Here is a 25,717-nt window from a genome sequence, read left to right on the forward strand (position 1 = left end):
GCCGATGGTAGTTGGGGGCTGTCCCCCTGTGAGAGTAGGACGCTGCCGGGCACATGAAAGAGCACCTGATGGGTGCTCTTTTTTATGTGAAAATATAGGTATCTCAATCGGTTGGACTCTTCTTTTTATTGAAAAGTGCTGAAATGCGTCACTTTCACGCTATATGCGCTAGAATCAAATGCGCCATTCCTCATCTCGCCCTCTGTTTTCATAGTCAATTTCGTCTCCGTAAAGACGGATGGTGCCAAATGTTAGATAAACTCCAAAACTTGCTAGATAAATCAAAAATCCTGTTAGATAAATTCAAAAACCTGCTAGATAAATCTCCAAACACGCAAAATAAATCTCCAAACATGTCAGATAAATCGCACCACCCCATCTTCAAAGAATCTAAAAACAGTGCACATCCAGCAGCAGCTCAATCCAGTTTTGCCATCCTCAACCCAAAGAACAATCAACCATACACATCAGCTGCCATCCAAAAAACTTCCCCCAACCAAGCACAAACCCGCCCATCCAAAAATATATTGTTATCGACATTAACTTCCATTATCAGGTTTGGGAAGTCAAAAAATGGGGGAAAATTATTAATACCCGTCAATTGCAAGAAATTACATAAATCATGTATAATTAATGTCAAATATAGTCAAAGTCAGATAGGGGGAGGCCTGGTGAGAAATATATCCGACATAATTGAAAATTATCTCAAACAGGTTTTAGAGAAGAGTGAAAGGGAAATCGTGGAAATTAAAAGAAGCGAAATCGCTGACAAATTCCAGTGCGTTCCTTCTCAGATCAATTATGTGATCAACACCCGTTTCACGATTGAAAAAGGTTATGCAGTTGAAAGTAAGCGGGGCGGCGGGGGCTTCATCCGGATTATGAAAGTCCAGTCCTATGACCATGCTGATTTGATTGACCAGTTAATATCTTTAGTGCAGAGCAGGATTGCCCAGAGCAGTGCGGAGAATGTCATCTACCGTCTGGTAGAAGAAGAGATCATAACACACAGGGAAGCTAAAATAATGCTTAGTGTTATAGACCGTTCTGTCCTGTATATTGACCTTCCTTTCAGGGATGAGCTGAGGGCAAGAATGCTTAAGGCAATGTTGACCACTTTGAAATATAAATAGTAGTGAGCTGGAGAGGTGAAGTCATGATTTGTCAGGAATGTAATCAAAGGCCGGCCACGCTGCACTTTACAAAAGTTGTAAATGGAGAGAAAGCAGAGTTTCATCTTTGTGAGAAATGCGCACAGGAAAAAGGTGAAATGTTTATGCTGGGCAGCGGGTCCGGTTTTTCAATAAATAACTTGCTTGCTGGCCTTTTGAATATTCAGCCTGCCTTTCAGGGATCGGGCCAGGATCCTTTTCAGCAGGAGAAGGTTCTGCAGTGTGAGCAATGCTCCCTGACCTTTCAGCAATTTATTAAAGTTGGCCGTTTTGGATGCGCCAGCTGCTATGAGACTTTTAAAGATCAATTAAACCCCATTCTTAGAAGGCTGCACAGCGGGAATTCGTCACACAGCGGGAAAATCCCGGCCAGAATCGGGGGAACCATTCACTTGCGCAGGAATATTGATGATTTAAAAAATCATTTAAAAGAAATGATTTCCAAAGAAGAGTTTGAGAGAGCGGCAGAATTGAGAGACGAAATTAGGAAATTGGAAAAACAGCTCAATGCCGATCAAAAGGGAGGGGAGTAGCTTGTCGCTGGAACGTTTCATAAATCAAGCTATCAGCTCCTGGATGAGTGCGGAAGGCCCTGATTCCGATATTGTATTAAGCTCACGGATCAGGCTCGCCCGCAATATAAAGCAATATAAATTCCCTACCTTATTTTCAAATGAAGAAGCAGAAGCAGTCATTGAAAAAATAAAGGCAAGGGTGGAGCATTCTTCTTTTTCAAAACTTGGGGAAATGGAGCTTTTATTAATGGATAACCTTCAGCCGCTTCAAAAAAGAGTGCTGATGGAAAAGCATCTGATCAGTCCCCATCTTGCTGAGAATTCAACTCATGGTGCCTGCCTTCTTTCTGAAAATGAAGAAGTCAGTATCATGATTAATGAAGAAGACCATATAAGGATTCAATGCCTGTTTCCGGGGTTTCAGCTTTCTGAAGCCTTAAATATGGCAAATGAAATTGATGATTGGCTGGAGGAAGAAGCCGATTATGCATTTGATGAAGATATTGGCTTTTTAACAAGCTGCCCCACAAATGTAGGAACAGGGCTCAGGGCATCGGTTATGATGCATTTGCCTGGCCTCGTTCTCACACACCAAATGAACCGGATTATCCCGGCAATTAACCAGTTAGGTTTAGTTGTTAGAGGAATTTACGGGGAAGGCAGCGAAGCTTTAGGTAATATCTTTCAAGTTTCAAATCAGATCACTCTCGGAAAGTCAGAAGAGGATATCGCCGAGGATCTGAAAAGCGTTGTCAGTCAGCTGATTTCTCAGGAAAGATCGGCAAGGGAAGCATTAGCAAAGACTTCTAACATACAATTAGAAGATAGAGTCTTCCGCTCTTATGGCGTTTTATCAAACAGCCGGATCATTGAATCCAAGGAAGCAGCACAATGCTTGTCTGATGTTCGCCTGGGGATTGATATGCAGTACATTAAAAACATATCAAAGAATATATTGAATGAGCTGATGATCCTGACACAGCCCGGTTTCCTGCAGCAGTATGCAGGCGGGCCGCTCAGACCGCATGAACGCGATATCCGCAGGGCTTCACTAATTAGGGAAAGATTAAAAATGGAAGATCAAGAGTTGGGAGGATGAAATTATGATGTTCGGACGATTTACGGAAAGAGCTCAAAAAGTATTGGCGTTAGCACAGGAGGAAGCAATCCGTTTAGGACATAATAACATCGGAACAGAGCATATTCTGCTTGGGCTTGTACGCGAAGGTGAAGGAATTGCGGCTAAAGCTCTGTATGCTTTAGGCCTCGGCTCTGATAAGATCCAAAAAGAGGTTGAGAATTTAATTGGCAGGGGGCAGGATGCTTCCCAGACCATTCACTATACACCGCGTGCCAAGAAAGTGATTGAACTTTCCATGGATGAAGCAAGAAAGCTTGGCCACTCCTATGTGGGAACAGAGCATATCCTGCTTGGCCTGATCCGTGAGGGCGAAGGCGTTGCTGCGAGGGTATTGAATAACCTTGGAGTCAGCCTCAATAAAGCGCGCCAGCAGGTGCTTCAGCTGTTAGGCAGCAATGAATCCGGCAGCCATCAGGGAGGCTCGGCAGCCAATGCGAACACCCCGACCCTGGATGGATTAGCACGTGACCTGACTGCTATTGCCAGAGAAGGAAGCCTCGATCCAGTTATAGGACGAAGCAAAGAAATTCAGCGTGTGATTGAAGTATTAAGCCGGAGAACGAAAAACAACCCGGTTCTCATTGGTGAGCCTGGTGTGGGTAAAACAGCCATTGCAGAGGGCCTAGCGCAGCAGATTATTAACAATGAAGTGCCGGAGACTCTTCGTGATAAAAGGGTTATGACGCTTGATATGGGTACAGTAGTTGCCGGAACAAAGTATCGCGGTGAATTTGAAGACCGCCTGAAGAAGGTAATGGATGAAATCAGGCAGGCAGGAAACATCATCTTATTCATTGACGAGCTTCATACATTAATAGGAGCAGGAGGAGCAGAAGGAGCGATTGATGCTTCCAACATTCTAAAGCCATCTCTTGCCCGCGGCGAACTCCAGTGTATTGGTGCAACTACACTTGATGAATATAGAAAATACATTGAAAAAGATGCGGCACTTGAAAGAAGGTTCCAGCCTATTACAGTGGATGAGCCGACTGCCGAAGAATCTGTTCAAATCCTTGAGGGGCTGCGCGACCGTTACGAAGCCCATCACCGCGTAACCATTACAGATGCAGCGATTGAAGCAGCCGTAAAGCTGTCAGACCGCTACATTTCAGACCGCTTTCTTCCGGATAAGGCGATTGATTTAATCGATGAAGCGGGTTCAAAGGTAAGATTGCGGTCTTATACTACGCCTCCAAACCTGAAAGAGCTTGAGGTTAAGCTTGAGGATGTAAGAAAAGAGAAGGATGCAGCCGTACAAAGCCAGGAATTTGAAAAAGCGGCTTCCTTAAGGGATACGGAGCAGCGCCTGCGTGAACAGCTGGAAGAGACGAAGAAAACATGGAAAGAAAAGCAGGGCAAAGAAAACAGTGAAGTGACGGTTGAGGATATTGCCAATGTGGTGGCCAGCTGGACGGGAATCCCTGTTTCGAAGCTTGCCCAAACTGAAACAGAAAAGCTTCTTAATCTGGAAGAAATCCTTCATTCCCGTGTAATCGGGCAGGAAGAAGCCGTTAAGGCCATTTCGAAGGCTGTCCGCCGTGCCCGTGCTGGCCTTAAAGATCCGAAGCGCCCGATTGGCTCATTTGTATTCCTTGGCCCGACTGGAGTGGGTAAAACTGAGCTGGCCCGTGCATTAGCAGAAGCGATGTTCGGTGATGAGGATGCGATGATCCGCATCGATATGTCAGAATACATGGAGAAGCACTCCACATCCCGTCTGGTCGGTTCTCCTCCAGGTTATGTAGGGTATGAAGAAGGAGGCCAATTAACCGAAAAAGTCCGCAGAAAACCATATTCTGTTGTGCTTCTCGATGAAATTGAAAAGGCCCACCCTGATGTATTCAATATCCTATTACAGGTATTGGAAGACGGAAGATTAACAGACTCGAAGGGAAGAACCGTTGATTTCCGCAACACTGTTCTGATTATGACATCCAATGTAGGTGCTGAAGCGCTTAAGCGGAACAAATACGTTGGCTTTAACATCCAGGATGGGGAACAGGATTACAAAGATATGAAAGGAAAGGTAATGGAAGAGATGAAGAAGTCCTTCCGTCCGGAATTCCTGAACCGTATCGATGAAATTATCGTTTTCCATGCATTGGAGAAAAAGCATCTTCAGGAAATCGTTTCGCTTATGTCTGATACCTTAACGAAACGTTTGAAGGAACAGGATATTACATTGGAATTAACAGATGCAGCCAAAGAAAAAATCTCGGTTGAGGGCTATGATCCTGAGTACGGAGCACGTCCGCTCCGCCGGGCCATTCAAAAGCATATTGAAGACCGTTTATCCGAAGAGCTGTTAAGAGGAACAGTCCTAACTGGGCAAAGCGTGGTAATCGATGTGAAGGATGGAGAATTTGTGGTGAGAACCGCAGAACCAAGCAGAACAGCAAACCTTCAAAAATAAGGTGTAACGGACCATATTATATAAACATCAGTGATCACACACAGCAAAAAGGTACACGTCCCTGTTATACGTGTACCTTTTTGTACTCTTTCAGGACATTTTTAAATACAGCCTTAAAAGAGGTTTATTCAGCCGTTTTATGTTAATTTTAAGAGAGAAAAAGATATCAGGACAAAAACATTTTAAGACCCGTTGGAAAAGGGAATAGGAAGTAAACGTACTTCTTTCATCACTGGTTCTTCCATGCAAGGCCGGTAATCATAAGATTTTCCTTTACCGCGGCTGGTATGAATGTACAGAGAGGGGAAGAAGTATGGCTAAAAGAAAAACGAAATTCATGTGCCAGGAATGCGGCTATGAATCAGCGAAATGGATGGGGAAATGTCCGGGGTGCGGACAATGGAATACGATGGTGGAAGAGGTGGAGAAGCCAGCTTCAACGAGAAGAGGCGCTTTTGCACATTCACAGGGAACGTCCATAGCGGCAAAAGCTACGCCAATTACATCCATCGAAACAGTCAGCGAACCCCGCATACATACCGATTTAAAAGAATTAAACCGTGTCCTCGGGGGCGGGATTGTAAGAGGTTCCCTTGTTCTGATCGGGGGAGATCCGGGCATCGGGAAATCAACGCTTCTTCTTCAAGTGTCCTCACAGCTTGCGAACAGGAAGCACTCGGTCCTCTATATATCAGGGGAAGAATCCATGCGCCAGACGAAGCTGCGGGCTGACCGCTTAGGTGTTTCTTCAGACAGTCTGCTCGTTTATTCGGAAACCAGCCTTGAAGAAATCAGCAGAACGATTGAAACAGTCAACCCTGACTTTGTCATTATCGATTCCATACAGACGATTTTCCACCCGGAAGTGACATCGGCGCCGGGGAGTGTTTCCCAGGTTCGGGAATGTACCGCTGAACTGATGCGCATTGGCAAAACGAAGGGAATTGCCATTTTTATCGTAGGGCATGTTACAAAGGAGGGCTCCATTGCGGGTCCAAGACTTCTTGAGCACATGGTGGATACGGTTTTATACTTTGAAGGTGAACGCCATCATACATACCGGATTTTACGAGCTGTAAAAAACAGATTCGGGTCAACAAACGAGATGGGCATTTTTGAAATGAAGGAACTTGGGCTTGAGGAAGTAGCCAATCCATCGGAAATTTTCCTCGAAGAGCGGTCACAGGGGGCTGCCGGTTCAACAGTCGTTGCTTCCATGGAGGGGACGAGGCCTGTTCTTGTTGAAATTCAGGCGCTTATTTCCCCGACAAGCTTTGGAAATCCAAGACGAATGGCAACCGGAATCGATCATAACCGGGTCCCGCTACTGATGGCCGTTTTGGAAAAACGGGTCGGAATGCTCCTGCAAAATCAGGATGCCTATTTAAAAGTCGCTGGCGGAGTAAAGCTTGATGAACCGGCAATTGATTTGGCCATAGCGGTGAGTATTGCGTCGAGCTTTCGGGATAAGCCAACAAAAGCAACAGACTGCATCATTGGAGAAGTAGGACTCACCGGCGAGGTCAGGAGAGTCTCAAGAATCGAACAAAGAGTGCAGGAGGCGGCCAAGCTGGGCTTTGAACGGGTCATCCTGCCGGCGAATAATCTTGGCGGCTGGAGCGCACCGGGAGGAATCGAACTGATCGGAGTTAGCTCTGTTGGTGAAGCGCTAAAGGCTGCGTTAGGGGGATAAACATGGAGACTAAAAAAATGGGCGAAAAAACAATGAGTGAAATCCTTCGATTCATGGCTCCGGGTACGTCTATCAGGGAAGGGATTGATAATGTTCTGCGTGCCAATACAGGCGGGCTGATTGTATTAGGCTCTAAAGAAAAGCTGAGCAACCTTGTTGATGGGGGTTTTCAAATTAATTGCCCATTTTCGCCAAGTTATCTGTATGAGCTGGCCAAGATGGATGGGGCTATTATTTTAAATGAAGAGGGGAACATGATTCTGATTGCGAATGCCCAGCTGGCTCCTGATCCCGGTGTGCCCTCTACAGAAACGGGCATGCGGCATCGGACGGCTGAGCGGGTAGCCCGGCAAACAGGCGCATTAGTGATTGCCATTTCCCAGAGACGCAATGTCATTACCCTTTATAAGGGGCATTCCCGCTATGCGCTGAGGGATATTGGCGTTATTTTAACGAAGGCGAATGTAGCCGTCCAGACGCTTGAAAAATATAAGGTCGTTCTTGAACAGAGCATCGGCAATCTCAGCATCCTGGAATTTGAGGAGCTTGTTACCTACAGCGACATCCTGCATGTTTTTCATAATATCGAAATGGTTCTGCGCATTAAAAATGAGCTGCTCACCTATTTAAGTGAACTGGGCACCGAAGGAAGGCTGATCCGGCTCCAGATGAATGAGCTGCTGGTGGAGCTTGAACGGGAAGCAGAATGGATTATTAGAGATTATGCCCAATCAAGAGACATCGACTCCAGGGAGGCGCTTGTCAAACTGCAGGTCCTTTCAAAAGGGGAAATGCTCGAAGACTCTGTCATTCTAAAGCTTCTGGGCTACAACGGGTATATTCACACGGAAGAATTCAAATGTCCCCGCGGCTTCCGCATGCTGAATAAAGTTCCGCGCCTGCCGCCAATTATTATTGAAAATCTGATCAACCGGTTTGAAGAATTCCCCAATATCATCACGGCAACTGTAGAGGAGCTCGATGAGGTGGAAGGAATCGGGGAAGTGCGGGCAAGAAAAATTAAAGAGGGACTTAAGCTCATAAAAGAGCAGGTTTTTGCGGATCGTCAGCTATAAAGAGACCATTGAACTATGTAATTAGTTATGCTAAAATGGTTGGTTAATTATTTGACAGTTTATTGCCAATGGTGCTACCCTTAAAGTGGATGAAAGTATTAATTTAAGCAGTTGTTTTATTATCGTGAAATAATTATAAGAGACAAAATTGAAATTACCCCGGATTCAGGGTTTCAATTTTGTGAATTTGTTTATAATGATTAAAAGGAGGTGAAGGAATGTTAAAACGTATTGTACAGGCATGCTTCCTTATTATAGGGGTAACGCTTGGAATATTTTTAATTCCTGACTTATTAAAATTAATCAATTTAGATGACATTCCTCTTTTAAACAATCCATACGTGTCCGCCATTTTAGGTGCTATTATTTTTTATCTTTTAACTTTTTGGGCGGTTGATCATGTCGTCAATTTTGTGAGATGGGCAGAAGAATCACTGGTAAAAGTACCTATAACAGATATTATTTTTGGAAGTGTCGGCCTGGTTTTTGGATTAGTCATTGCCTTTTTAATCGGATATGCCCTAAATGCGATTGAGGTGCCGATTCTGAATACAGTAGCTCCCATTGTGCTGACGCTTATATTCGGCTATCTGGGATTTCAGGTTGGCTTTAAAAAGCGGGATGAGCTTTTAAGCTTATTTACCAAGAAAAAGAAAAGCAATGAAGAAGAAATTGACCCTGAAGCTGCACCTAAAAAATCACTTAAGATTCTTGACACAAGCGTTATTATCGATGGACGCATTGCTGATATCTGCCAGACTGGCTTTTTGGAAGGCACGATTGTCATTCCGCAGTTTGTGCTCGAAGAACTTCAGCATATTGCTGATTCATCAGATGTATTAAAGCGCAACCGAGGCAGACGGGGTCTGGATATATTAAACCGGATTCAAAAAGAGCTTTCGATTAATGTGGAAATCTATGAAGGTGATTTTGAAGAAATCCAAGAGGTGGACAGCAAGCTGGTGAAGCTGGCTAAGTTAACGAATGGCGTCGTTGTGACCAATGATTTTAACTTAAACAAGGTTTGTGAACTGCAAAAGGTGGCAGTCCTTAATATTAATGACCTGGCTAATGCTGTCAAACCGGTTGTGCTTCCAGGTGAAGAAATGAAAGTACAGGTAATAAAAGACGGCAAGGAACAGAATCAGGGGATTGCCTATCTGGATGACGGCACGATGATCGTGGTGGAAGAAGGCAGAAATTACATTGGCAAACATATTGACGTGCTTGTCACAAGTGTTCTGCAGACATCAGCCGGAAGAATGATCTTTGCAAAACCCAAGCTTCTGGAAAAAGCTTTATAATGTATGATGGAAAGTAGGACAGAACGTGCAGGGAGATTGATTTCCCTGCCTTTTTGCCTGCTTTTTTAAAAGAGGAGTCAAAAAATATGAATTATCAAGCGATTCTCCCGGCAGCCGGGCAGGGGAAACGAATGGGAGCCGGAAAGAATAAGCTTCTTCTGGAAATTGGAAATGTCCCTGTGTTTATACATACGTTAAGAGTTTTTGAGAGTGACCCGGAGTGCACAGGCATTTTTCTGGCCATTAATCCTCAGGATGAAGAAGAAATGCGGAATCTGTTAAAAAAGCATCAGATTAAGAAGGTGGCTGCTATGGTTGAAGGCGGAAGGGAAAGGCAGCATAGCGTCTATAATGCGGCCAAGGCAGCTTCGGGTGAGGAAGTAGTCCTGGTTCATGACGCTGCCCGCCCTTTTATTACCCGGGATTTACTGCAGCCCCTGGTGAAGGCAGCCTGGGAAAAAGGAGCTGCTGTTCTGGCAGTGCCGCTGAAGGATACCGTTAAAAAAGCTGACGGGCATTTAATTACAGAAACACTTGAACGTTCCTGCCTGTGGGCTGTTCAGACTCCACAGGCCTTTCGCGTTTCTTCCCTGCTTGAGGCACACCGCAAGGCAGACGGAGACGGCTTTTTAGGAACAGATGATGCGAGCCTCGTGGAGCGGTTAGGCAATGAAGTGGTGATTGTTGAGGGAAGTTACGATAATATTAAGCTGACTACGCCGGAAGATATTTATTTTGCGGAAGCAATTATAAAGAAAAGAAGCCATATGTAAAGGGGATTGTTATCATGTTTCGGATTGGACAAGGATTTGATGTTCACCAGTTTGCTGAAGGACGCCCCCTGATTATCGGGGGAATTGAAATACCATATGAGAAAGGGCTTTTAGGGCATTCAGATGCAGATGTCCTGCTGCATACAGTGGCAGATGCCTGCCTTGGGGCCATTGGAGAAGGGGACATTGGGCGGCATTTTCCTGATACCGATCCTGAATTCAAGGATGCCGATTCGGCAAAGCTGCTGCAGCATGTATGGGGAATCGTAAAAGAAAAAGGGTATGAGCTGGTTAATGCAGACTGCACCATCATTGCCCAGAAGCCGAAGATGGCTCCTCATATCGGTAAAATGCAGGAGCGGATTGCAGAGCTTCTGGAAACCGAAAAAGAAAATATTAATGTGAAAGCGACCACTACAGAAAAGCTTGGCTTTACGGGACGGGGAGAGGGAATCGCTTCCCAGGCAGCTGTTTTGCTGAAAAAGATAGAGAACCGCTAAAATTACCTTTCAGAAGAAAAACCTGAGTGTTAAAATATAGCTTACGATAAACTCAAGATTTTAAGGAGGAAATCAGTATGTCAAATGAAATCCGCGTCCGCTACGCTCCGAGTCCGACTGGGCATTTACATATCGGAAATGCGAGAACGGCGCTTTTTAACTATTTGTTTGCAAGAAGCAAAGGCGGAAAGTTCATCATCCGCATTGAGGATACAGATAAGAAACGGAATATTGAAGGCGGCGAAGAAAGCCAGCTTCATTATTTAAAATGGCTTGGCATGGATTGGGATGAAAGTATTGACAGGGAAGGCGAATACGGCCCATACCGCCAATCTGAAAGAAATCATATCTATGAAACCTACTACAAAGAATTGCTCGAGAAAGGGCATGCCTATAAATGCTATTGTACGGAAGAGGAGCTTGAAGCAGAGCGTGAAGCTCAATCTGCAAAAGGCGATACTCCTGCTTACTCAGGAAAATGCCGCCACTTGACAGAGGAAGAAAGAGCTGCGCTTGAAGCTGAAGGCAGAAAGCCGAGCATCCGCTTCCTGGTGCCAAAAGGCAAGATGCTGACATTCAATGACATGGTAAAAGGGGAAGTGTCATTTGAGTCGGATGGCTTCGGCGATTATGTCATCGTCAAGAAAGACGGCACGCCTACCTACAACTTTGCGGTAGCAGTGGATGATCACCTGATGAAAATTTCTCATGTTCTGCGCGGGGATGACCATATTTCCAATACGCCTAAGCAGCAGATGATTTATGAAGCATTGGGCTGGGACCTTCCGGTGTTTGGCCATATGACCCTGATTGTCAATGAAAGCCGCAAAAAACTGAGCAAGCGCGACGAGACGATCATCCAGTTCATTGAACAATATGAAGAGCTTGGCTATTTGCCGGAAGCACTCTTTAACTTTATTGCTCTACTTGGCTGGTCTCCTGCAGGGGAGGAAGAGATTTTCTCCAAAGAAGAATTCATCGATATCTTTGATGAAAACCGCCTTTCAAAATCTCCTGCCCTTTTCGATAAGCAGAAGCTTGAATGGATGAATAACCAGTACATGAAGAAGCTAGATCAGGAGCGATTGGTGTCCATTTCAGCCCCTCACCTGGTGAAGGCAGGGAAGATCAGCGAAAACTGGCAGCAGGAAAACGAAGAGTGGGTTAATAGCCTGATCACTCTTTACCAGGAAAAAATGAGCTTTGGCGCTCAGATTGTCGAGCTTTCTGAGCTTTTCTTCACAGAGGAAATGACCGTTGATGAAGAAGCGAAGGAAGTTCTGGCTGAAGAGCAGGTTCCTGAAGTGCTGACTGCATTCCTGCAGGAAATTGATGCACTTGCAGAATTCAAGGCAGATGAAATTAAAGCGGCTATGAAGACTGTACAGAAATCAACAGGCCACAAGGGCAAAAAGCTCTTCATGCCAATCCGTTCCGCAACGACCGGCCAAACCCATGGACCGGATCTGCCGCAGGCAATTGAACTTTTAGGAAAAGAAAAAGTAAAAACTCGATTAATGAGCATTATTGGTTAACATCTTGGAGAAAATGTAATATAGTATTAAGTAAATTATTCTATATTGAAAAGTGTTGAAGAGGAAAAGTAAGAAAAAAGATGCTTTTTAGAGAAAACCATCACCGGCTGAAAGTGGTTTAAGCCTCTCTTTATTCTGAAGTGCGCCTCTGAGCCTCAATTCGAACGGACGCCATGCTTCCAAGTAGATTTGAGCGGAAACTTATCCGTTAACAAGTTAAAGTTGAGGCTGTTTAAGCCTAAACAGAGTGGAACCGCGCGTAAAGCGTCTCTGTCCGATTGTGGCAGAGGCGCTTTTTTTATATGCAAAACCTGCAAGAAATTAGTATATGAGAAAAATATTTATTACAAAGAAGATCTATGCCAGGAGGGGAAAAGAACCATGTTTGCAAGAATGAAGGAAGATATCGAAGTGGTATTTGAACAGGATCCGGCAGCAAGAAGTTATTTGGAAGTAATATTAACCTACTCAGGATTGCATGCTGTCTGGTCACACCGCATTGCCCATGCTCTTTTTAAGCGTAAGTTTTATTTTCTTGCAAGAGTGGTTTCCCAGATCAGCCGCTTTTTCACAGGAATTGAAATTCATCCGGGAGCAAAGATCGGCAGACGCTTTTTTATCGACCATGGCATGGGGGTTGTCATCGGGGAAACATGTGAAATCGGTGATAACGTAACAGTTTTTCAGGGAGTGACATTGGGAGGAACCGGGAAGGAAAAAGGCAAGCGCCATCCTACCATTAAGGACAACGCCCTGATTGCAACCGGCGCTAAGGTTTTGGGCTCTATTACTATTGGAGAGAATTCTAAGATCGGTGCAGGCTCTGTTGTTCTTCATGAGGTTCCGCCAAATTCAACAGTAGTCGGGATTCCTGGAAGAGTGAAAGTCCGGGATGGTGTGAAAATTAGCAAAGATTTAAATCATTGTGATCTTCCCGATCCAATTGCAGACCGGTTTAAGGAACTGGAAGGGGAGCTGCGGGAATTAAAAACGGAAGTGGAAACATTGAGGAAAGAAAGGAGCCAGATTCATGGCCATTCAAATCTATAATACACTTACTCGTCAAAAAGAAGATTTTATTCCCTTGGAAGAGGGAAAAGTGAAAATGTATGTGTGCGGGCCAACCGTTTATAACTATATCCATATAGGGAATGCCCGTCCGCCGATTGTATTTGATACCGTAAGAAGATATCTTGAGTTCCGCGGCTTCGATGTACAGTATGTCTCCAATTTTACAGATGTGGATGATAAGCTGATCCGCGTGGCGAACGAACTGGGAACGGATGTTCCTGCGGTTGCAGAACGGTTCATTAATGCCTATTTCGAGGATGTTTCTGCCCTCGGCTGCAGAAGAGCTGATGTCCACCCGAGAGTGACAGAAAGCATCGATATCATAATTGAATTTATCCAGACATTGATTGATAAAGGCTTTGCGTATGAATCTGAGGGAGATGTCTATTACCATACCCGGAAATTTGATGAGTACGGCAAGCTTTCCCATCAGTCCATTGATGAATTGCGTGTCGGCGCCCGCATTGCCGTCGGCGAGAAGAAGCAGGATTCCCTTGACTTTGTTCTTTGGAAAGCGGCGAAGGAAGGGGAGATTGCGTGGGAGAGTCCTTGGGGGCAAGGAAGACCCGGATGGCATATTGAATGCTCGGCGATGGCAAAGAAATACCTTGGGGACATGATTGACATCCATGCCGGCGGTCAGGATCTGGCCTTCCCGCATCATGAAAATGAGATTGCCCAGTCAGAAGCATTGACAGGAAAAACCTTCGCCCGCTACTGGATGCACAACGGGTATATTAATATCGACAACGAAAAAATGTCTAAATCACTGGGGAATTTCGTCCTGGTTCATGACATTATCCAAAAGCATGACCCGCAGGTTTTAAGGTTTTTCATGCTGTCGGTTCATTACAGGCATCCGATCAACTACAGTGATGAGCTTCTGGAAAACACCCGGACAGGGCTTGAGCGCATTAAAACGTCTTATCACAATTTGCAGCACCGCAGAGAAGCAAGTGTGAACCTGACCGATAATAATCAGGAGTGGCTGGATAAAATTACAGCTCTTCATGAGCAGTTCATTCAAGATATGGATGATGATTTTAACACAGCGAATGCTGTATCCATTTTGTTCGAACTGTCAAAGCTTGCGAATTATTATCTGATGGAGAAAAACACAGCGGTGGAAGTGATCGATGCTTTCACGAAAGAATTTGAAACGCTGTTTGATGTATTGGGGCTTTCACTTGAAGAGGCACATGCAGACCTTCTGGATGAAGAAATCGAGCAGCTGATTGAAGAGAGGCAGCAGGCCAGAAAAGAGCGAAACTTCGAACTGGCAGATAAAATCCGCGATCAGCTGAAAGAAATGAATATTATCCTTGAAGATACACCGCAGGGAATCAGATGGAAAAGAGGCTAAGCAATGCTTCACTATGATAACAATGTAGATGAAAAACAATTGAATAGTCTTGCCCTGGCGTATATGGGAGATGCAGTATTTGAGACCTATATACGCCACCATCTCCTGCAAAATGGACGGGTCCGGCCTCATTTTCTCCATAAGGAGGCGACCCGGTATGTTTCTGCAAAAGCCCAGTCCCTGATCATTCATGAATTAATAGACGCTGAACGGCTGACTGAAGAAGAACTGGCAGTCGTCCGAAGGGGGCGGAATGCCAAGTCCGGTTCGGTGCCGAAAAATACAGATGTCCAAACATACAGATACAGCACAGCTTTTGAATCGCTGATTGGCTATCTGTTTTTAGCGAAAAGACAGGAGCGCATGGAAGAGCTGATTCTGGAATCCATAGATTTAGTTGAGAAAAAGAAAGGAGGAGCGGTAAAATGAGCCAGGATTTTATCATTGGGAAGAATCCCGTCATCGAAGCATTGAAGTCAGAGAGGGATATTAATAAGATTTTTATTGCAGAAGGATCGCAAAGCGGGCAAATGCAGCAGGTAATCGGTTTGGCGAAGGCCGCCGGGGTGCTGGTCCAGTTTGTGCCTAAGAAAAAAATAGATGGGATGGCAGAGGGAAACCATCAAGGCGTTATCGCACAGGTTGCTGCGTATCAATATGCTGAAATCGATGATTTGTTTGCTGCTGCAGAAAAGAAAAATGAAGCACCATTCTTCCTGCTGCTGGATGAAATTGAAGATCCGCACAATCTGGGATCCATCATGAGAACGGCCGATGCAGTGGGTGCCCATGGGATCATTATTCCGAAGAGGAGAGCGGTCGGGCTGACAGCAACGGTAGCTAAAGCTTCAACAGGTGCGATCGAGTATATTCCGGTTGTCCGTGTTACCAATATGGCCAGAACGATTGATGAATTAAAAGAAAGAGGCGTCTGGATCGCCGGTACGGATGCAAAAGGGAAACAGGACTACCGTCAGATGGATGGGGCGATGCCTTTAGGTCTTGTGATTGGCAGTGAAGGTAAAGGAATGGGCCGCCTGATACGTGATAAATGCGACTTCCTCATTAACCTGCCGATGGCTGGACATGTTACTTCCCTTAACGCATCAGTTGCGGCTGCACTGCTCATGTATGAGGTTTACCGGAAACGGCACCCGCTTGAGGGATAAAAATGGACATCCTTCTTGTTGACGGATACAACATAATTGGTGCTTGGCCAGAACTCAGGGAGCTCAAAAACAAGGATTTATCATCAGCCAGAGACCGCCTGATTGAAAAAATGGCCGAGTACCAGGGATATTCCGGGTACAGAGTGATTGTCGTATTTGATGCCCATTATGTAAAGGGCACGGAAAAAAAGTTTAAGAATTCAAAGATCGAAGTTATTTTTACGCGGAATAATGAAACGGCAGATGAACGCATCGAAAAACTGGCTATTGATCTCAGCAATATTAAAACCCAAATTCATGTGGCAACCTCCGATTTTACAGAGCAATGGGTCATATTTGGCCAGGGGGCCCTAAGGAAATCAGCGAGGGAGCTGCTGAATGAAATGAATTTGATTGAAAGCAGCATCGAAAAAAAAGTAAAAAAAATTCAGGAGAAAAAGCCGGTTTCCAAGATACCTCTCAGTGATGAAGTGGCAGAAATTTTCGAAAAATGGCGCAGAGGAGGCCAATGAGCGGTTGACGCTTGAAAAAACCGTGCTGTATAATGTTTCTAACCATGCTTGTACGGTCGGGGGGATCCTAGTGAGTGCTGACTTCAAGACAATCGAAGAAAATCTTATAGACTTTATACAGCTAGAGGACGAAGAAATAGTGGAGCTCGTGCATAAGGGCGAGAGTGAGGCGCTGGATTATCTGATTCATAAGTACCGCAACTTTGTCCGGGCAAAAGCAAGATCCTATTTTTTGATTGGCGCAGATAAAGAAGATATTGTACAAGAGGGGATGATCGGCTTATACAAGGCGATCCGTGACTTTAAAGAGGACAAGCTGTCTTCATTTAAAGCGTTTGCCGAGCTGTGCATCACCAGGCAAATCATAACCGCCATTAAGACGGCGACCCGCCAAAAGCATATTCCGCTGAACTCATATGTGTCTCTGGACAAGCCCATTTATGATGAGGAATCGGACAGAACGCTTATGGATGTAATCTCCGGGGCGAAGGTTATGGACCCTGAAGAGCTGATTATCAACCAGGAAGAATTTGATCATATTGAAGTGAAAATGTCCGAGCTTTTGAGTGACCTTGAACGCAAGGTGCTTGCTCTTTATCTGGATGGGCAGTCCTATCAGGAAATTTCCGAAGAACTGAACCGGCATGTTAAATCGATTGACAATGCTCTTCAGCGGGTAAAAAGAAAGCTGGAAAGATATCTGGAAGTGCGTGAATTTTCCCTGTAGACAGAATTTCCCAACACCTTGCCTTTTTTGCAGTTATTGACATGTTTTAGGGTGCATGTTAAAGTTTTAAGGGCGTAATGTGACTTAGTAGGTGGAAATATGACAAAAAAAGTGATTTTAGCTTGCTCCGTATGTGGTTCCAGGAACTATTCCACTGCGGGAAAAAATGAAGCTGTTCGGCTGGAATTGAAGAAATTCTGCAGCACATGCAGTGCTCATACGATCCATAAAGAAACAAAGTGATTATATAGATAAGAAGTTTGTTCTTTTAATAGACTGAAGCTGAGTGTTTTAGGCAGATTGGAAGACCGGTCTGATTTGAAGCCGCTTTCGCTTCTTGTTAAAGGATATATCTTTCGAAAGTTGGGGGTTACGAAATGCAGCGCATCGTGAATTTTTTCCGTGAAGTTGGCCGGGAAATGAGAAAGGTCAGCTGGCCTAAACGCAAAGAGCTGACAAGCTATACTGTTACCGTTCTTGCTACAGTAACGTTCTTCGCTCTGTTTTTTGCAGTGCTTGACCTGGGAATTTCTGAATTGATTCGTATAATTCTTGAATAACCCCTGAGTTTCCATGGTATAATGGAGAATAACACAGGAAACATTTGCAAAGCCCGGAAACGGGTTTTTTAATTTGGAGAAAAATAATAAATTGTTGAATACAGGGAGGGAAGGACGAACAAGTCCTCGTGAATGGAAAAGAATTGGTATGTTGTTCATACGTACTCCGGCTATGAAAATAAAGTGAAAGCCAATCTGGAGAAACGTGTTGAATCAATGGGTATGCAAGATAAGATCTTTCGGGTGGTAGTCCCTGAAGAAGAAGAAACAGAATTTAAGAACGGCAAGAAAAAAGTAGTGAAGCGCAAGGTCTTCCCTGGTTATGTACTGGTAGAAATCGTGATGACAGATGATTCCTGGTATGTAGTAAGGAATACTCCGGGTGTAACCGGATTCGTAGGTTCGGCAGGTTCAGGCTCAAAGCCGACTCCGCTATTGCCTGAGGAAGTTACTCATATTCTTAAGCATATGGGTGTTGAAGAAGCCCGCTTTGATATCAACTTTGAAATCGGGGAAACGGTTAAGGTGAACGAAGGTCCGTTTGCGAACTTCACAGGCTCGATTGAAGATATTGATAAAGATAAGGCAAAGATTAAAGTGCTTGTGAACATGTTTGGCCGTGACACTCCGGTTGAACTTGATTTTTCACAGATTGAAAAACTGTAAGAATCAGCCTTCTGTGAAAGTACTTTTATATATCTTTGTAAAAAAACTTGAAATTGGCTTTGAAAAGTGATAATATTTCAAAGGTCAGTATGTCTCGGACAAAGAGACTGGACAGTAGTTAAAAGTTCTTTATCTTAATATAAAGACTATAAGTTGAGTGGGAGGGAACTTTCCCTATTACCACATCACGGACTTTAAGGAGGTGTGTCTCGTGGCTAAAAAAGTAATCAAACTTGTAAAGCTGCAAATCCCTGCAGGTAAAGCGAACCCTGCACCACCGGTAGGACCGGCACTAGGTCAAGCAGGTGTTAACATCATGGGATTCTGTAAGGAATTTAACGCTCGTACAGCTGAACAAGCTGGCTTAATCATTCCTGTAGAAATCACGGTTTTTGAAGACCGTTCATTTACATTTATTACGAAAACTCCTCCTGCTGCAGTTCTTCTTAAGAAGGCGGCTGGAATCGAGTCTGGTTCTGGTGAACCAAACCGTAATAAAGTAGCAACAGTCAAGCGTGACAAGGTACGCGAGATTGCTGAAACAAAGATGCCTGATCTAAACGCTGCAAGCGTAGAAGCTGCAATGCGTATGGTTGAAGGTACTGCACGCAGCATGGGTATCGTAATCGAAGACTAATCCATGTATGAAGCAGATTAAGGGATGAGGTTGCGACGTTGAATTTGGTTTCACTCGCAACCTTTGTTCTGTCAAGAGCGGGCGCCTTAATGGGCGCCTCCGCTTTTCGTGTCGAGCTGCGGCGCCTTTGAACCAGGCGCCTCCGCTTTTACTCGTGGGAGGTTATTCCGCTAAAACCACAATCAAGGAGGAAATAAAAATGGCTAAAAAAAGTAAGAAGTACGCAGAAGCTGTGAAGCTTGTTGATTCTTCAAAAGCTTACCCGATTGCTGAAGCAATTGAACTTACGAAGAAAACTAATTTTGCAAAATTTGATGCAACTGTTGAGGTAGCATTCCGCCTTGGAGTTGACCCTAAGAAAGCTGATCAGCAAATCCGTGGAGCAGTTGTTCTTCCAAACGGAACTGGTAAAACTCAGCGCGTTCTTGTATTCGCTAAAGGCGAAAAAGCGAAAGAAGCAGAAGCTGCTGGAGCAGATTTCGTAGGTGATTCTGAATACATCAACAAAATCAGCCAAGGCTGGTTCGACTTTGATGTAATCGTTGCTACACCTGACATGATGGGTGAAGTTGGTAAACTTGGCCGCGTATTAGGACCTAAAGGCTTAATGCCAAACCCTAAGACTGGCACAGTTACTTTTGACGTTCAAAAAGCAGTTAACGAAATCAAAGCAGGTAAAGTTGAATACCGTGTTGACAAAGCTGGTAACATCCACGTGCCAATCGGTAAAGTATCTTTCGAAGACGAAAAGCTTGTTGAAAACTTCAACACTATTTTCGACACAATGATGAAAGTGAAGCCTGCTGCTGCTAAAGGAACTTACATGAAGAACGTTTCTGTTACTTCTACAATGGGACCTGGCGTTAAAGTAGATCCTTCATCTGTTGCAGTAAAATAATACCAACTTGACATTCTGAAATACATGGTGTAATATGTATTTTGTTGTTAAAATATAATAACATTTGTGCCGTAGACAGCAGGTGCTTAATTGCTTAATTCCCTGCCGAGGTATTACGATAGAATTGCTTTTTCTTGCTATTGTATACTTCCTCCATGTCTGCAAAGTCGTGGAGGTTTTTTATTGGACGGTATGAATGTAGAAAAATTCTACAGGAGGTGTAAGGATGAGCAGCATTATCGAACAAAAGAAACAAATCGTAGACGAAATTGCTGATAAGCTTAAATCAAGTTTATCAACAGTTGTTGTTGACTACCGTGGTCTTACTGTTGCTGAAGTTACTGAACTTCGTAAACAGCTTCGTGAAGCTGGCGTGGAATTCAAAGTATACAAGAATTCAATGACTCGCCGTGCTGCTGAAGCTGCTGAACTTTCAGGTTTAAACGATTCTTTAACTGGACCTAACGCAATCGCGTTCAGCACAGAAGATGTAGTTGCTCCAGCGAAAATCCTTAATGATTTCGCGAAAAAGCATGAAGCACTTGAAATTAAAGCAGGTGTAATTGAAGGAAATATCGCTTCAGTAGAAGATATCAAAGCTCTTGCTGAACTACCATCACGCGAAGGCTTGCTTTCTATGCTACTCAGCGTACTTCAAGCACCTATCCGCAATCTTGCTCTTGCTGCAAAAGCTGTTGCAGATCAAAAAGAAGAACAAGGCGCGTAAGTTAATTTTAGCGTTAAACTAATAGATTCAAACCAAAAATAAGGAGGAAACATAATCATGACTAAAGAACAAATCATTGAAGCAGTTAAATCTATGACTGTTTTAGAACTAAACGACTTAGTAAAAGCTATTGAAGAAGAATTCGGTGTAACTGCTGCTGCTCCAGTAGCAATGATGGGCGGAGCTGCTGCTGGTGGCGCTGCTGAAGAGCAAACTGAATTTGACGTTGTTCTTGCTTCTGCAGGCGACCAAAAAATCAAAGTTATCAAAGTGGTACGTGAAATCACAGGTCTTGGACTTAAAGAAGCGAAAGAACTTGTTGACAACACTCCAAAAGCTCTTAAAGAAGGCATTTCTAAAGAAGAAGCTGAAGAAGTTAAAGCTAAGCTTGAAGAAGTTGGAGCTGGCGTTGAAGTTAAGTAATAGCCTTTATGAAAAGTCCGCTGCTTAAGCGGGCTTTTTGTTTTGGAAAATATTAAAAAGAGCGAAATGTATATAACTGTGGATTAGTTTGTCTCCGTCTAGCTTCAGCCATTACGCTTTTGTTATAACTTTTTGCTTTTTAATGGGCAATCCTATATAATTCCTTCGAAACCACATAATTGTGATTCTCCTTTTATCTTCTTATATATACTCCTGGAGGTGATTTCATGTCTGAACACTACTATTCCAAAACACAGCAAGTTGATAGCAGCCCTAAAACCTGGAGCTATACTTTAAAGGAATTCCCGTTCCGCTTTAAAACAGACAACGGTGTTTTTTCAAAGGGTGAAGTGGATTTTGGGTCAAAATTATTAATCGAAACATTTGAACAGCCGGAAGCGGATGGGAATATTCTCGATGTCGGCTGCGGATATGGACCTATCGGGCTGACTGCTGCAAAGCTTATGCCGGAACGGACTGTTCATATGGTTGATGTAAATGAGAGGGCTCTTGGACTGGCGAAGGAAAATGCTGAATTGAATGGCATCAAGAATGTCCAAATCTATGAAAGTGACCGTCTTGAAAGTACGAAAGGCAATAAGTTTGCGGCTATCCTGACAAACCCGCCAATCCGCGCCGGGAAAAAGATAGTGCATGATATTTTTGAACAAAGCTTTGAGGCTCTGATATCGGGCGGAGAGCTATGGGTTGTCATCCAGAAAAAACAGGGCGCCCCATCCGCGATCGATAAACTGACAGAGTTATTCGATGAAGTGGAGACAGCAGAAAAGAAAAAAGGCTATTTTATATTAAGAGCAAAAAAAGATTGACTTGACTTTTTTGCTATGTTAGTATTGTAAAATGCCAACATATTATATTTCTATTTATAACTAAATTTATCTAATAGTTGTATAAATTTGGTTTTAATGGGAAAGCTAACAAAATAATAGTCGTATTGTGAAAATGTGGTTTTTGAAGTGAAAACCCTTTTTCTTTTTGTCTTATAAGAATGGAGGTTTGGCTTTATGTCCCTGTGCTTTTTCGGGGAAAAGCCTGCTTCTGGGCCAGTTTTACTGGCTGGCTTCGTGCGCCATCGGTTCAGTTGCTAATACCTGAACCGATAGGCAGGCGCTCATTGCTTTTCTTATAGGATGATATAAATTGCTATTAGCAACAATAACGCTTGATTTGAGGGGTGAATCAGTTGACAGGTCAACTAGTTCAGTATGGACGACACCGCCAACGTAGAAGTTACGCACGAATCAGTGAAGTTTTAGAATTACCAAATCTAATCGAAATCCAAACCTCTTCTTATCAATGGTTTCTTGATGAGGGTTTACGAGAAATGTTCCATGATATTTCTCCGATTGAAGACTTTACTGGTAATTTGTCGCTTGAATTTATTGATTACAGCCTTGGCGAACCAAAATATTCCGTTGAGGAATCGAAAGAACGAGATGTTACATATTCTGCACCTTTACGTGTGAAAGTGCGTCTTGTAAACAAAGAAACAGGCGAAGTTAAAGACCAGGATGTCTTTATGGGTGACTTCCCGCTTATGACAGAGACAGGTACGTTCGTTATTAATGGAGCGGAACGTGTCATTGTATCCCAGTTAGTGCGTTCTCCGAGCGTATACTTCAGTGGAAAGCTTGATAAAAACGGGAAAAAAGGCTATACAGCAACCGTAATCCCGAACCGCGGCGCATGGCTTGAGTATGAAACAGATGCCAAAGACGTCGTATACGTCAGAATAGATCGTACTCGGAAACTGCCCGTTACGGTTCTTTTGCGTGCACTTGGGTTCGGCTCTGATCAAGAGATCATCGATTTGGTTGGAGACAACGAGTACATTCGCAATACGCTTGAGAAAGACAATACGGAAAGCACTGAAAAAGCGCTTCTTGAAATCTATGAGCGTCTTCGTCCGGGCGAGCCGCCAACGGTCGAAAATGCAAAAAGCTTGCTTGTCTCAAGATTCTTTGATCCAAAACGTTATGACCTTGCGAACGTTGGACGTTATAAGATCAATAAGAAGCTTCATATTAAAAACCGCCTGTTTGGCCAAAAACTGGCTGAAACGCTTGTGGATCCAGAAACTGGCGAAATCATTGCGGAAAAAGGCGTTACACTTGACCGCCGTACATTAGACCGCATTCTTCCTAACCTTGAGAAGGATATCGGCTTCAAAACGGTAAGCCTATTAGGCGGAGTAGTAGATGATGAAGTATTGCTTCAGTCTATTAAGATTTACGCGCCTAATGAAGATGGTGAAAAGGTCATCAATGTGATCGGCAATGCCTATGTGGAAGAAGCAGTGAAAAACATTGCACCTTCTGACATCATCGCATCTATCAGCTATTTCTTTAACCTTCTGCATTCTGTAGGAGATACAGATGATATTGACCATCTTGGAAACAGACGTCTTCGTTCAGTCGGAGAACTATTGCAGAACCAGTTCCGCATCGGTTTATCCCGTATGGAGCGTGTGGTCCGCGAGAGAATGTCCATCCAGGATACTAATACGATTACACCTCAGCAGCTGATTAATATCCGCCCTGTTATTGCGTCAATTAAAGAGTTCTTTGGAAGCTCTCAGTTGTCCCAGTTCATGGACCAGACAAATCCGCTTGCTGAACTTACACATAAGCGCCGTCTTTCTGCGCTGGGGCCTGGCGGTCTGACGCGTGAACGTGCCGGTTTCGAAGTCCGTGACGTTCACTACTCTCACTATGGACGTATGTGTCCGATTGAAACGCCGGAGGGACCAAACATCGGTCTGATTAACTCCTTATCTTCATTTGCGAAGGTGAACCGCTTCGGCTTTATCGAAACACCATATCGCCGAATCGACCCTGAGACCGGAAAAGTTACATCCCGCATCGACTATCTGACAGCCGATGAAGAGGATAACTATGTAGTGGCTCAGGCAAATGCACTTCTTGGTGACGATGGTTCATTCCTTGACGAAGAAGTAGTTGCCCGTTTCAAAGGTGAGAACACAGTTGTCAAACGCGACCGTGTTGACTACATGGATGTATCGCCGAAACAGGTAGTATCTGCTGCGACAGCATGTATCCCATTCCTTGAAAACGATGACTCCAACCGCGCCCTGATGGGAGCGAACATGCAGCGTCAGGCTGTGCCATTGATGCAGCCGGAAGCGCCAAGAGTCGGAACTGGTATGGAATATGTATCAGGTAAAGACTCAGGTGCAGCAGTCATCTGTAAGCATGAGGGAATTGTTGAGCATGTAGAAGCCCGCGAAGTTTGGGTTCGCCGTATTCAAAATGTAGATGGCCAGGAAGTTAAAGGCGATCTTGATAAATACAGAATGCTTAAATTCATCCGATCCAACCAGGGAACCTGCTACAACCAGCGTCCTATCGTCGCTGTTGGCAACCGTGTAACAAAAGGAGAAATCCTTGCTGACGGTCCTTCCATGGAACTTGGTGAATTAGCTCTTGGACGCAACGTTCTTGTAGCGTTCATGACTTGGGATGGCTATAACTACGAGGATGCGATCATCATGAGTGAGCGCCTTGTAAAAGATGATGTTTATACATCCATCCATATTGAAGAATATGAATCAGAATCACGCGATACAAAGCTTGGACCTGAAGAGATCACAAGAGATATCCCTAACGTTGGGGAAGATGCACTGCGCAACCTGGACGAACGCGGAATTATCCGTACAGGTGCGGAAGTAAAAGATGGCGATCTTCTAGTTGGTAAAGTAACTCCTAAAGGGGTAACGGAACTGACAGCTGAAGAAAGGCTATTGCACGCAATCTTTGGTGAAAAAGCACGTGAAGTCCGTGATACATCCCTTCGTGTGCCACATGGCGGAGGCGGAATTGTACTGGATGTTAAAGTGTTTAACAGAGAAGACGGAGATGAGCTTCCTCCAGGTGTTAACCAGCTTGTACGTGTATATATCGTTCAGAAGCGTAAAATCTCTGAAGGTGACAAGATGGCCGGACGTCACGGTAACAAAGGTGTTATCTCCCGTATTTTACCGGAAGAAGATATGCCTTACCTGCCGGATGGCACTCCAGTAGACATCATGTTAAACCCTCTTGGGGTTCCATCGCGTATGAACATCGGACAGGTGCTTGAGCTTCACCTTGGTATGGCTGCCAGAGCTCTTGGCATCCATGTTGCATCTCCTGTATTCGATGGTGCACGTGAGGAAGATGTATGGTCAACGATCGAAGAAGCAGGCATGGCGCGTGATGCGAAGACTGTTCTTTATGATGGACGTTCAGGCGAGCCGTTCGACAACCGTGTATCTGTCGGTGTCATGTATATGATCAAACTGGCACACATGGTTGACGATAAGCTTCATGCCCGTTCAACAGGACCTTACTCTCTTGTTACGCAGCAGCCATTGGGCGGTAAAGCTCAGTTCGGCGGACAGCGTTTCGGTGAGATGGAGGTATGGGCACTTGAAGCATATGGTGCTGCCTATACACTTCAGGAAATCTTAACAGTTAAGTCCGATGACGTAGTTGGACGTGTTAAGACTTATGAATCAATCGTCAAAGGCGAGAATGTTCCTGAACCAGGTGTACCGGAATCATTCAAGGTACTGATCAAAGAGCTTCAAAGTTTAGGTATGGATGTTAAGATTCTATCCGGCGATGAAGAAGAAATTGAAATGCGCGACATGGAAGATGAAGATGAAGTTCAGCAGGCTGAATCATTGACAATCGCTCCGGAAACGCAAAACGAAGAGCAAGTAGTTACGAAAGAATAATTTCATATAAATTCCTTCATCCCTGGGCGCTCCGCCTTACATGGCGGATGCCGCTGGGGATATTATTGGCACTTTGCTGCTGT

At 44.2% G+C, this 25,717-nt stretch carries 25 protein-coding genes and 2 other annotated features; all 25 genes read left to right on the forward strand.

The genetic code is table 11. From position 1 onward, the window contains the following. Nucleotides 1–671: 671 nt before the first annotated feature. Nucleotides 672–1,133: a CtsR family transcriptional regulator gene (locus tag ACTHRG_RS19790; protein ID WP_009336509.1), complete on the forward strand. Its 462-nt coding sequence runs from the start codon at nucleotides 672–674 to the stop codon at nucleotides 1,131–1,133. Nucleotides 1,134–1,156: 23 nt separating this feature from the next. Further along, nucleotides 1,157–1,705 (forward strand): UvrB/UvrC motif-containing protein, encoded by a 549-nt coding sequence (locus tag ACTHRG_RS19795; RefSeq protein ID WP_076261988.1) that lies wholly within the window; start codon nucleotides 1,157–1,159, stop codon nucleotides 1,703–1,705. 1 nt (nucleotide 1,706) lies between these two features. Continuing rightward, entirely contained in the window at nucleotides 1,707–2,786 is a 1,080-nt protein-coding gene (locus ACTHRG_RS19800; protein ID WP_076261990.1) for a protein arginine kinase, read from the forward strand. 4 nt (nucleotides 2,787–2,790) lie between these two features. Continuing rightward, nucleotides 2,791–5,241, forward strand: coding sequence for an ATP-dependent protease ATP-binding subunit ClpC (gene clpC / locus ACTHRG_RS19805; RefSeq protein WP_048011540.1), 2,451 nt, complete (start codon nucleotides 2,791–2,793; stop codon nucleotides 5,239–5,241). 313 nt (nucleotides 5,242–5,554) lie between these two features. Next, complete coding sequence (radA, locus tag ACTHRG_RS19810; protein WP_076261992.1) at nucleotides 5,555–6,934, forward strand: DNA repair protein RadA; 1,380 nt, start codon at nucleotides 5,555–5,557, stop codon at nucleotides 6,932–6,934. A gap of 2 nt (nucleotides 6,935–6,936) precedes the next feature. Further along, nucleotides 6,937–8,010 (forward strand): DNA integrity scanning diadenylate cyclase DisA, encoded by a 1,074-nt coding sequence (gene disA / locus ACTHRG_RS19815; RefSeq protein WP_076261994.1) that lies wholly within the window; start codon nucleotides 6,937–6,939, stop codon nucleotides 8,008–8,010. A gap of 218 nt (nucleotides 8,011–8,228) precedes the next feature. Next, on the forward strand, nucleotides 8,229–9,314 hold the full coding sequence (locus ACTHRG_RS19820) for a PIN/TRAM domain-containing protein (RefSeq protein ID WP_076261997.1): 1,086 nt from the start codon (nucleotides 8,229–8,231) through the stop codon (nucleotides 9,312–9,314). 86 nt (nucleotides 9,315–9,400) lie between these two features. Further along, entirely contained in the window at nucleotides 9,401–10,087 is a 687-nt protein-coding gene (gene ispD / locus ACTHRG_RS19825; RefSeq protein ID WP_076261999.1) for a 2-C-methyl-D-erythritol 4-phosphate cytidylyltransferase, read from the forward strand. A 14-nt stretch (nucleotides 10,088–10,101) separates the two neighbouring features. Continuing rightward, the gene (ispF, locus tag ACTHRG_RS19830) at nucleotides 10,102–10,587 is read left to right on the forward strand and encodes a 2-C-methyl-D-erythritol 2,4-cyclodiphosphate synthase (RefSeq protein ID WP_048011536.1); all 486 of its coding nucleotides are present in this window, start codon (nucleotides 10,102–10,104) and stop codon (nucleotides 10,585–10,587) included. Nucleotides 10,588–10,664: 77 nt separating this feature from the next. After that, nucleotides 10,665–12,122: a glutamate--tRNA ligase gene (gene gltX / locus ACTHRG_RS19835; protein ID WP_076262002.1), complete on the forward strand. Its 1,458-nt coding sequence runs from the start codon at nucleotides 10,665–10,667 to the stop codon at nucleotides 12,120–12,122. Between the two features lie 46 nt (nucleotides 12,123–12,168). Further along, nucleotides 12,169–12,397, forward strand: a binding site (T-box leader). 106 nt (nucleotides 12,398–12,503) lie between these two features. Further along, complete coding sequence (cysE, locus tag ACTHRG_RS19840) at nucleotides 12,504–13,172, forward strand: serine O-acetyltransferase (RefSeq protein ID WP_076262005.1); 669 nt, start codon at nucleotides 12,504–12,506, stop codon at nucleotides 13,170–13,172. Continuing rightward, the gene (gene cysS, locus ACTHRG_RS19845) at nucleotides 13,153–14,556 is read left to right on the forward strand and encodes a cysteine--tRNA ligase (RefSeq protein ID WP_440231851.1); all 1,404 of its coding nucleotides are present in this window, start codon (nucleotides 13,153–13,155) and stop codon (nucleotides 14,554–14,556) included. Before cysE ends, cysS begins: the two co-directional genes overlap by 20 nt. 3 nt (nucleotides 14,557–14,559) lie before the next feature. Continuing rightward, nucleotides 14,560–14,985: a Mini-ribonuclease 3 gene (locus ACTHRG_RS19850; RefSeq protein ID WP_076262010.1), complete on the forward strand. Its 426-nt coding sequence runs from the start codon at nucleotides 14,560–14,562 to the stop codon at nucleotides 14,983–14,985. After that, nucleotides 14,982–15,725, forward strand: coding sequence for a 23S rRNA (guanosine(2251)-2'-O)-methyltransferase RlmB (rlmB, locus tag ACTHRG_RS19855; RefSeq protein WP_061793008.1), 744 nt, complete (start codon nucleotides 14,982–14,984; stop codon nucleotides 15,723–15,725). Before ACTHRG_RS19850 ends, rlmB begins: the two co-directional genes overlap by 4 nt. 2 nt (nucleotides 15,726–15,727) lie before the next feature. After that, the gene (locus tag ACTHRG_RS19860) at nucleotides 15,728–16,237 is read left to right on the forward strand and encodes an NYN domain-containing protein (protein WP_035332323.1); all 510 of its coding nucleotides are present in this window, start codon (nucleotides 15,728–15,730) and stop codon (nucleotides 16,235–16,237) included. 70 nt (nucleotides 16,238–16,307) lie between these two features. Further along, the gene (gene sigH, locus ACTHRG_RS19865; protein WP_076262104.1) at nucleotides 16,308–16,964 is read left to right on the forward strand and encodes an RNA polymerase sporulation sigma factor SigH; all 657 of its coding nucleotides are present in this window, start codon (nucleotides 16,308–16,310) and stop codon (nucleotides 16,962–16,964) included. A 99-nt stretch (nucleotides 16,965–17,063) separates the two neighbouring features. Then, a complete protein-coding gene (gene rpmG / locus ACTHRG_RS19870; protein ID WP_076262013.1) occupies nucleotides 17,064–17,207 on the forward strand; it encodes a 50S ribosomal protein L33 in 144 nt (47 codons plus the stop codon). A gap of 134 nt (nucleotides 17,208–17,341) precedes the next feature. Next, the gene (secE, locus tag ACTHRG_RS19875) at nucleotides 17,342–17,524 is read left to right on the forward strand and encodes a preprotein translocase subunit SecE (RefSeq protein WP_035332319.1); all 183 of its coding nucleotides are present in this window, start codon (nucleotides 17,342–17,344) and stop codon (nucleotides 17,522–17,524) included. Nucleotides 17,525–17,656: 132 nt separating this feature from the next. After that, the gene (gene nusG, locus ACTHRG_RS19880) at nucleotides 17,657–18,190 is read left to right on the forward strand and encodes a transcription termination/antitermination protein NusG (protein WP_076262016.1); all 534 of its coding nucleotides are present in this window, start codon (nucleotides 17,657–17,659) and stop codon (nucleotides 18,188–18,190) included. A 211-nt stretch (nucleotides 18,191–18,401) separates the two neighbouring features. After that, nucleotides 18,402–18,827 carry a 50S ribosomal protein L11 gene (gene rplK, locus ACTHRG_RS19885; protein WP_009336545.1) on the forward strand — a complete coding sequence of 142 codons (426 nt, stop codon included), beginning with the start codon at nucleotides 18,402–18,404 and terminating at the stop codon, nucleotides 18,825–18,827. 154 nt (nucleotides 18,828–18,981) lie between these two features. Beyond that, on the forward strand, nucleotides 18,982–19,725 hold the full coding sequence (gene rplA / locus ACTHRG_RS19890) for a 50S ribosomal protein L1 (RefSeq protein WP_341036569.1): 744 nt from the start codon (nucleotides 18,982–18,984) through the stop codon (nucleotides 19,723–19,725). 51 nt (nucleotides 19,726–19,776) lie between these two features. Continuing rightward, nucleotides 19,777–19,916 (forward strand) — a sequence feature (ribosomal protein L10 leader region). A 35-nt stretch (nucleotides 19,917–19,951) separates the two neighbouring features. Then, a complete protein-coding gene (gene rplJ, locus ACTHRG_RS19895) occupies nucleotides 19,952–20,452 on the forward strand; it encodes a 50S ribosomal protein L10 (protein WP_076262022.1) in 501 nt (166 codons plus the stop codon). A 57-nt stretch (nucleotides 20,453–20,509) separates the two neighbouring features. Continuing rightward, nucleotides 20,510–20,875, forward strand: coding sequence for a 50S ribosomal protein L7/L12 (gene rplL / locus ACTHRG_RS19900; RefSeq protein WP_076262025.1), 366 nt, complete (start codon nucleotides 20,510–20,512; stop codon nucleotides 20,873–20,875). A gap of 227 nt (nucleotides 20,876–21,102) precedes the next feature. Beyond that, nucleotides 21,103–21,705: a class I SAM-dependent methyltransferase gene (locus ACTHRG_RS19905; protein WP_076262027.1), complete on the forward strand. Its 603-nt coding sequence runs from the start codon at nucleotides 21,103–21,105 to the stop codon at nucleotides 21,703–21,705. A 374-nt stretch (nucleotides 21,706–22,079) separates the two neighbouring features. Continuing rightward, entirely contained in the window at nucleotides 22,080–25,634 is a 3,555-nt protein-coding gene (gene rpoB / locus ACTHRG_RS19910) for a DNA-directed RNA polymerase subunit beta (RefSeq protein WP_076262030.1), read from the forward strand. The last annotated feature ends 83 nt before the right edge of the window (nucleotides 25,635–25,717 follow it).

This window comes from Cytobacillus sp. SAFR-174, assembly GCF_051964675.1.
Lineage (GTDB): Bacteria > Bacillota > Bacilli > Bacillales > Cytobacillaceae > Cytobacillus.

What these genes read in the sequence shown, in the direction of transcription:
- rlmB (WP_061793008.1), top strand. Translation starts at nt 14,982, where the DNA reads ATGAGCCAGGATTTTATCATTGGGAAGAATCCCGTCATCGAAGCATTG.
- ACTHRG_RS19860 (WP_035332323.1), top strand. Translation starts at nt 15,728, where the DNA reads ATGGACATCCTTCTTGTTGACGGATACAACATAATTGGTGCTTGGCCA.
- ACTHRG_RS19820 (WP_076261997.1), top strand. Translation starts at nt 8,229, where the DNA reads ATGTTAAAACGTATTGTACAGGCATGCTTCCTTATTATAGGGGTAACG.
- ACTHRG_RS19795 (WP_076261988.1), top strand. Translation starts at nt 1,157, where the DNA reads ATGATTTGTCAGGAATGTAATCAAAGGCCGGCCACGCTGCACTTTACA.
- secE (WP_035332319.1), top strand. Translation starts at nt 17,342, where the DNA reads ATGCAGCGCATCGTGAATTTTTTCCGTGAAGTTGGCCGGGAAATGAGA.
- rplJ (WP_076262022.1), top strand. Translation starts at nt 19,952, where the DNA reads ATGAGCAGCATTATCGAACAAAAGAAACAAATCGTAGACGAAATTGCT.
- radA (WP_076261992.1), top strand. Translation starts at nt 5,555, where the DNA reads ATGGCTAAAAGAAAAACGAAATTCATGTGCCAGGAATGCGGCTATGAA.
- ACTHRG_RS19850 (WP_076262010.1), top strand. Translation starts at nt 14,560, where the DNA reads ATGCTTCACTATGATAACAATGTAGATGAAAAACAATTGAATAGTCTT.
- disA (WP_076261994.1), top strand. Translation starts at nt 6,937, where the DNA reads ATGGAGACTAAAAAAATGGGCGAAAAAACAATGAGTGAAATCCTTCGA.
- gltX (WP_076262002.1), top strand. Translation starts at nt 10,665, where the DNA reads ATGTCAAATGAAATCCGCGTCCGCTACGCTCCGAGTCCGACTGGGCAT.
- rplL (WP_076262025.1), top strand. Translation starts at nt 20,510, where the DNA reads ATGACTAAAGAACAAATCATTGAAGCAGTTAAATCTATGACTGTTTTA.
- nusG (WP_076262016.1), top strand. Translation starts at nt 17,657, where the DNA reads ATGGAAAAGAATTGGTATGTTGTTCATACGTACTCCGGCTATGAAAAT.
- clpC (WP_048011540.1), top strand. Translation starts at nt 2,791, where the DNA reads ATGATGTTCGGACGATTTACGGAAAGAGCTCAAAAAGTATTGGCGTTA.
- ACTHRG_RS19905 (WP_076262027.1), top strand. Translation starts at nt 21,103, where the DNA reads ATGTCTGAACACTACTATTCCAAAACACAGCAAGTTGATAGCAGCCCT.
- ispF (WP_048011536.1), top strand. Translation starts at nt 10,102, where the DNA reads ATGTTTCGGATTGGACAAGGATTTGATGTTCACCAGTTTGCTGAAGGA.
- cysE (WP_076262005.1), top strand. Translation starts at nt 12,504, where the DNA reads ATGTTTGCAAGAATGAAGGAAGATATCGAAGTGGTATTTGAACAGGAT.
- cysS (WP_440231851.1), top strand. Translation starts at nt 13,153, where the DNA reads ATGGCCATTCAAATCTATAATACACTTACTCGTCAAAAAGAAGATTTT.
- rpmG (WP_076262013.1), top strand. Translation starts at nt 17,064, where the DNA reads ATGACAAAAAAAGTGATTTTAGCTTGCTCCGTATGTGGTTCCAGGAAC.
- ispD (WP_076261999.1), top strand. Translation starts at nt 9,401, where the DNA reads ATGAATTATCAAGCGATTCTCCCGGCAGCCGGGCAGGGGAAACGAATG.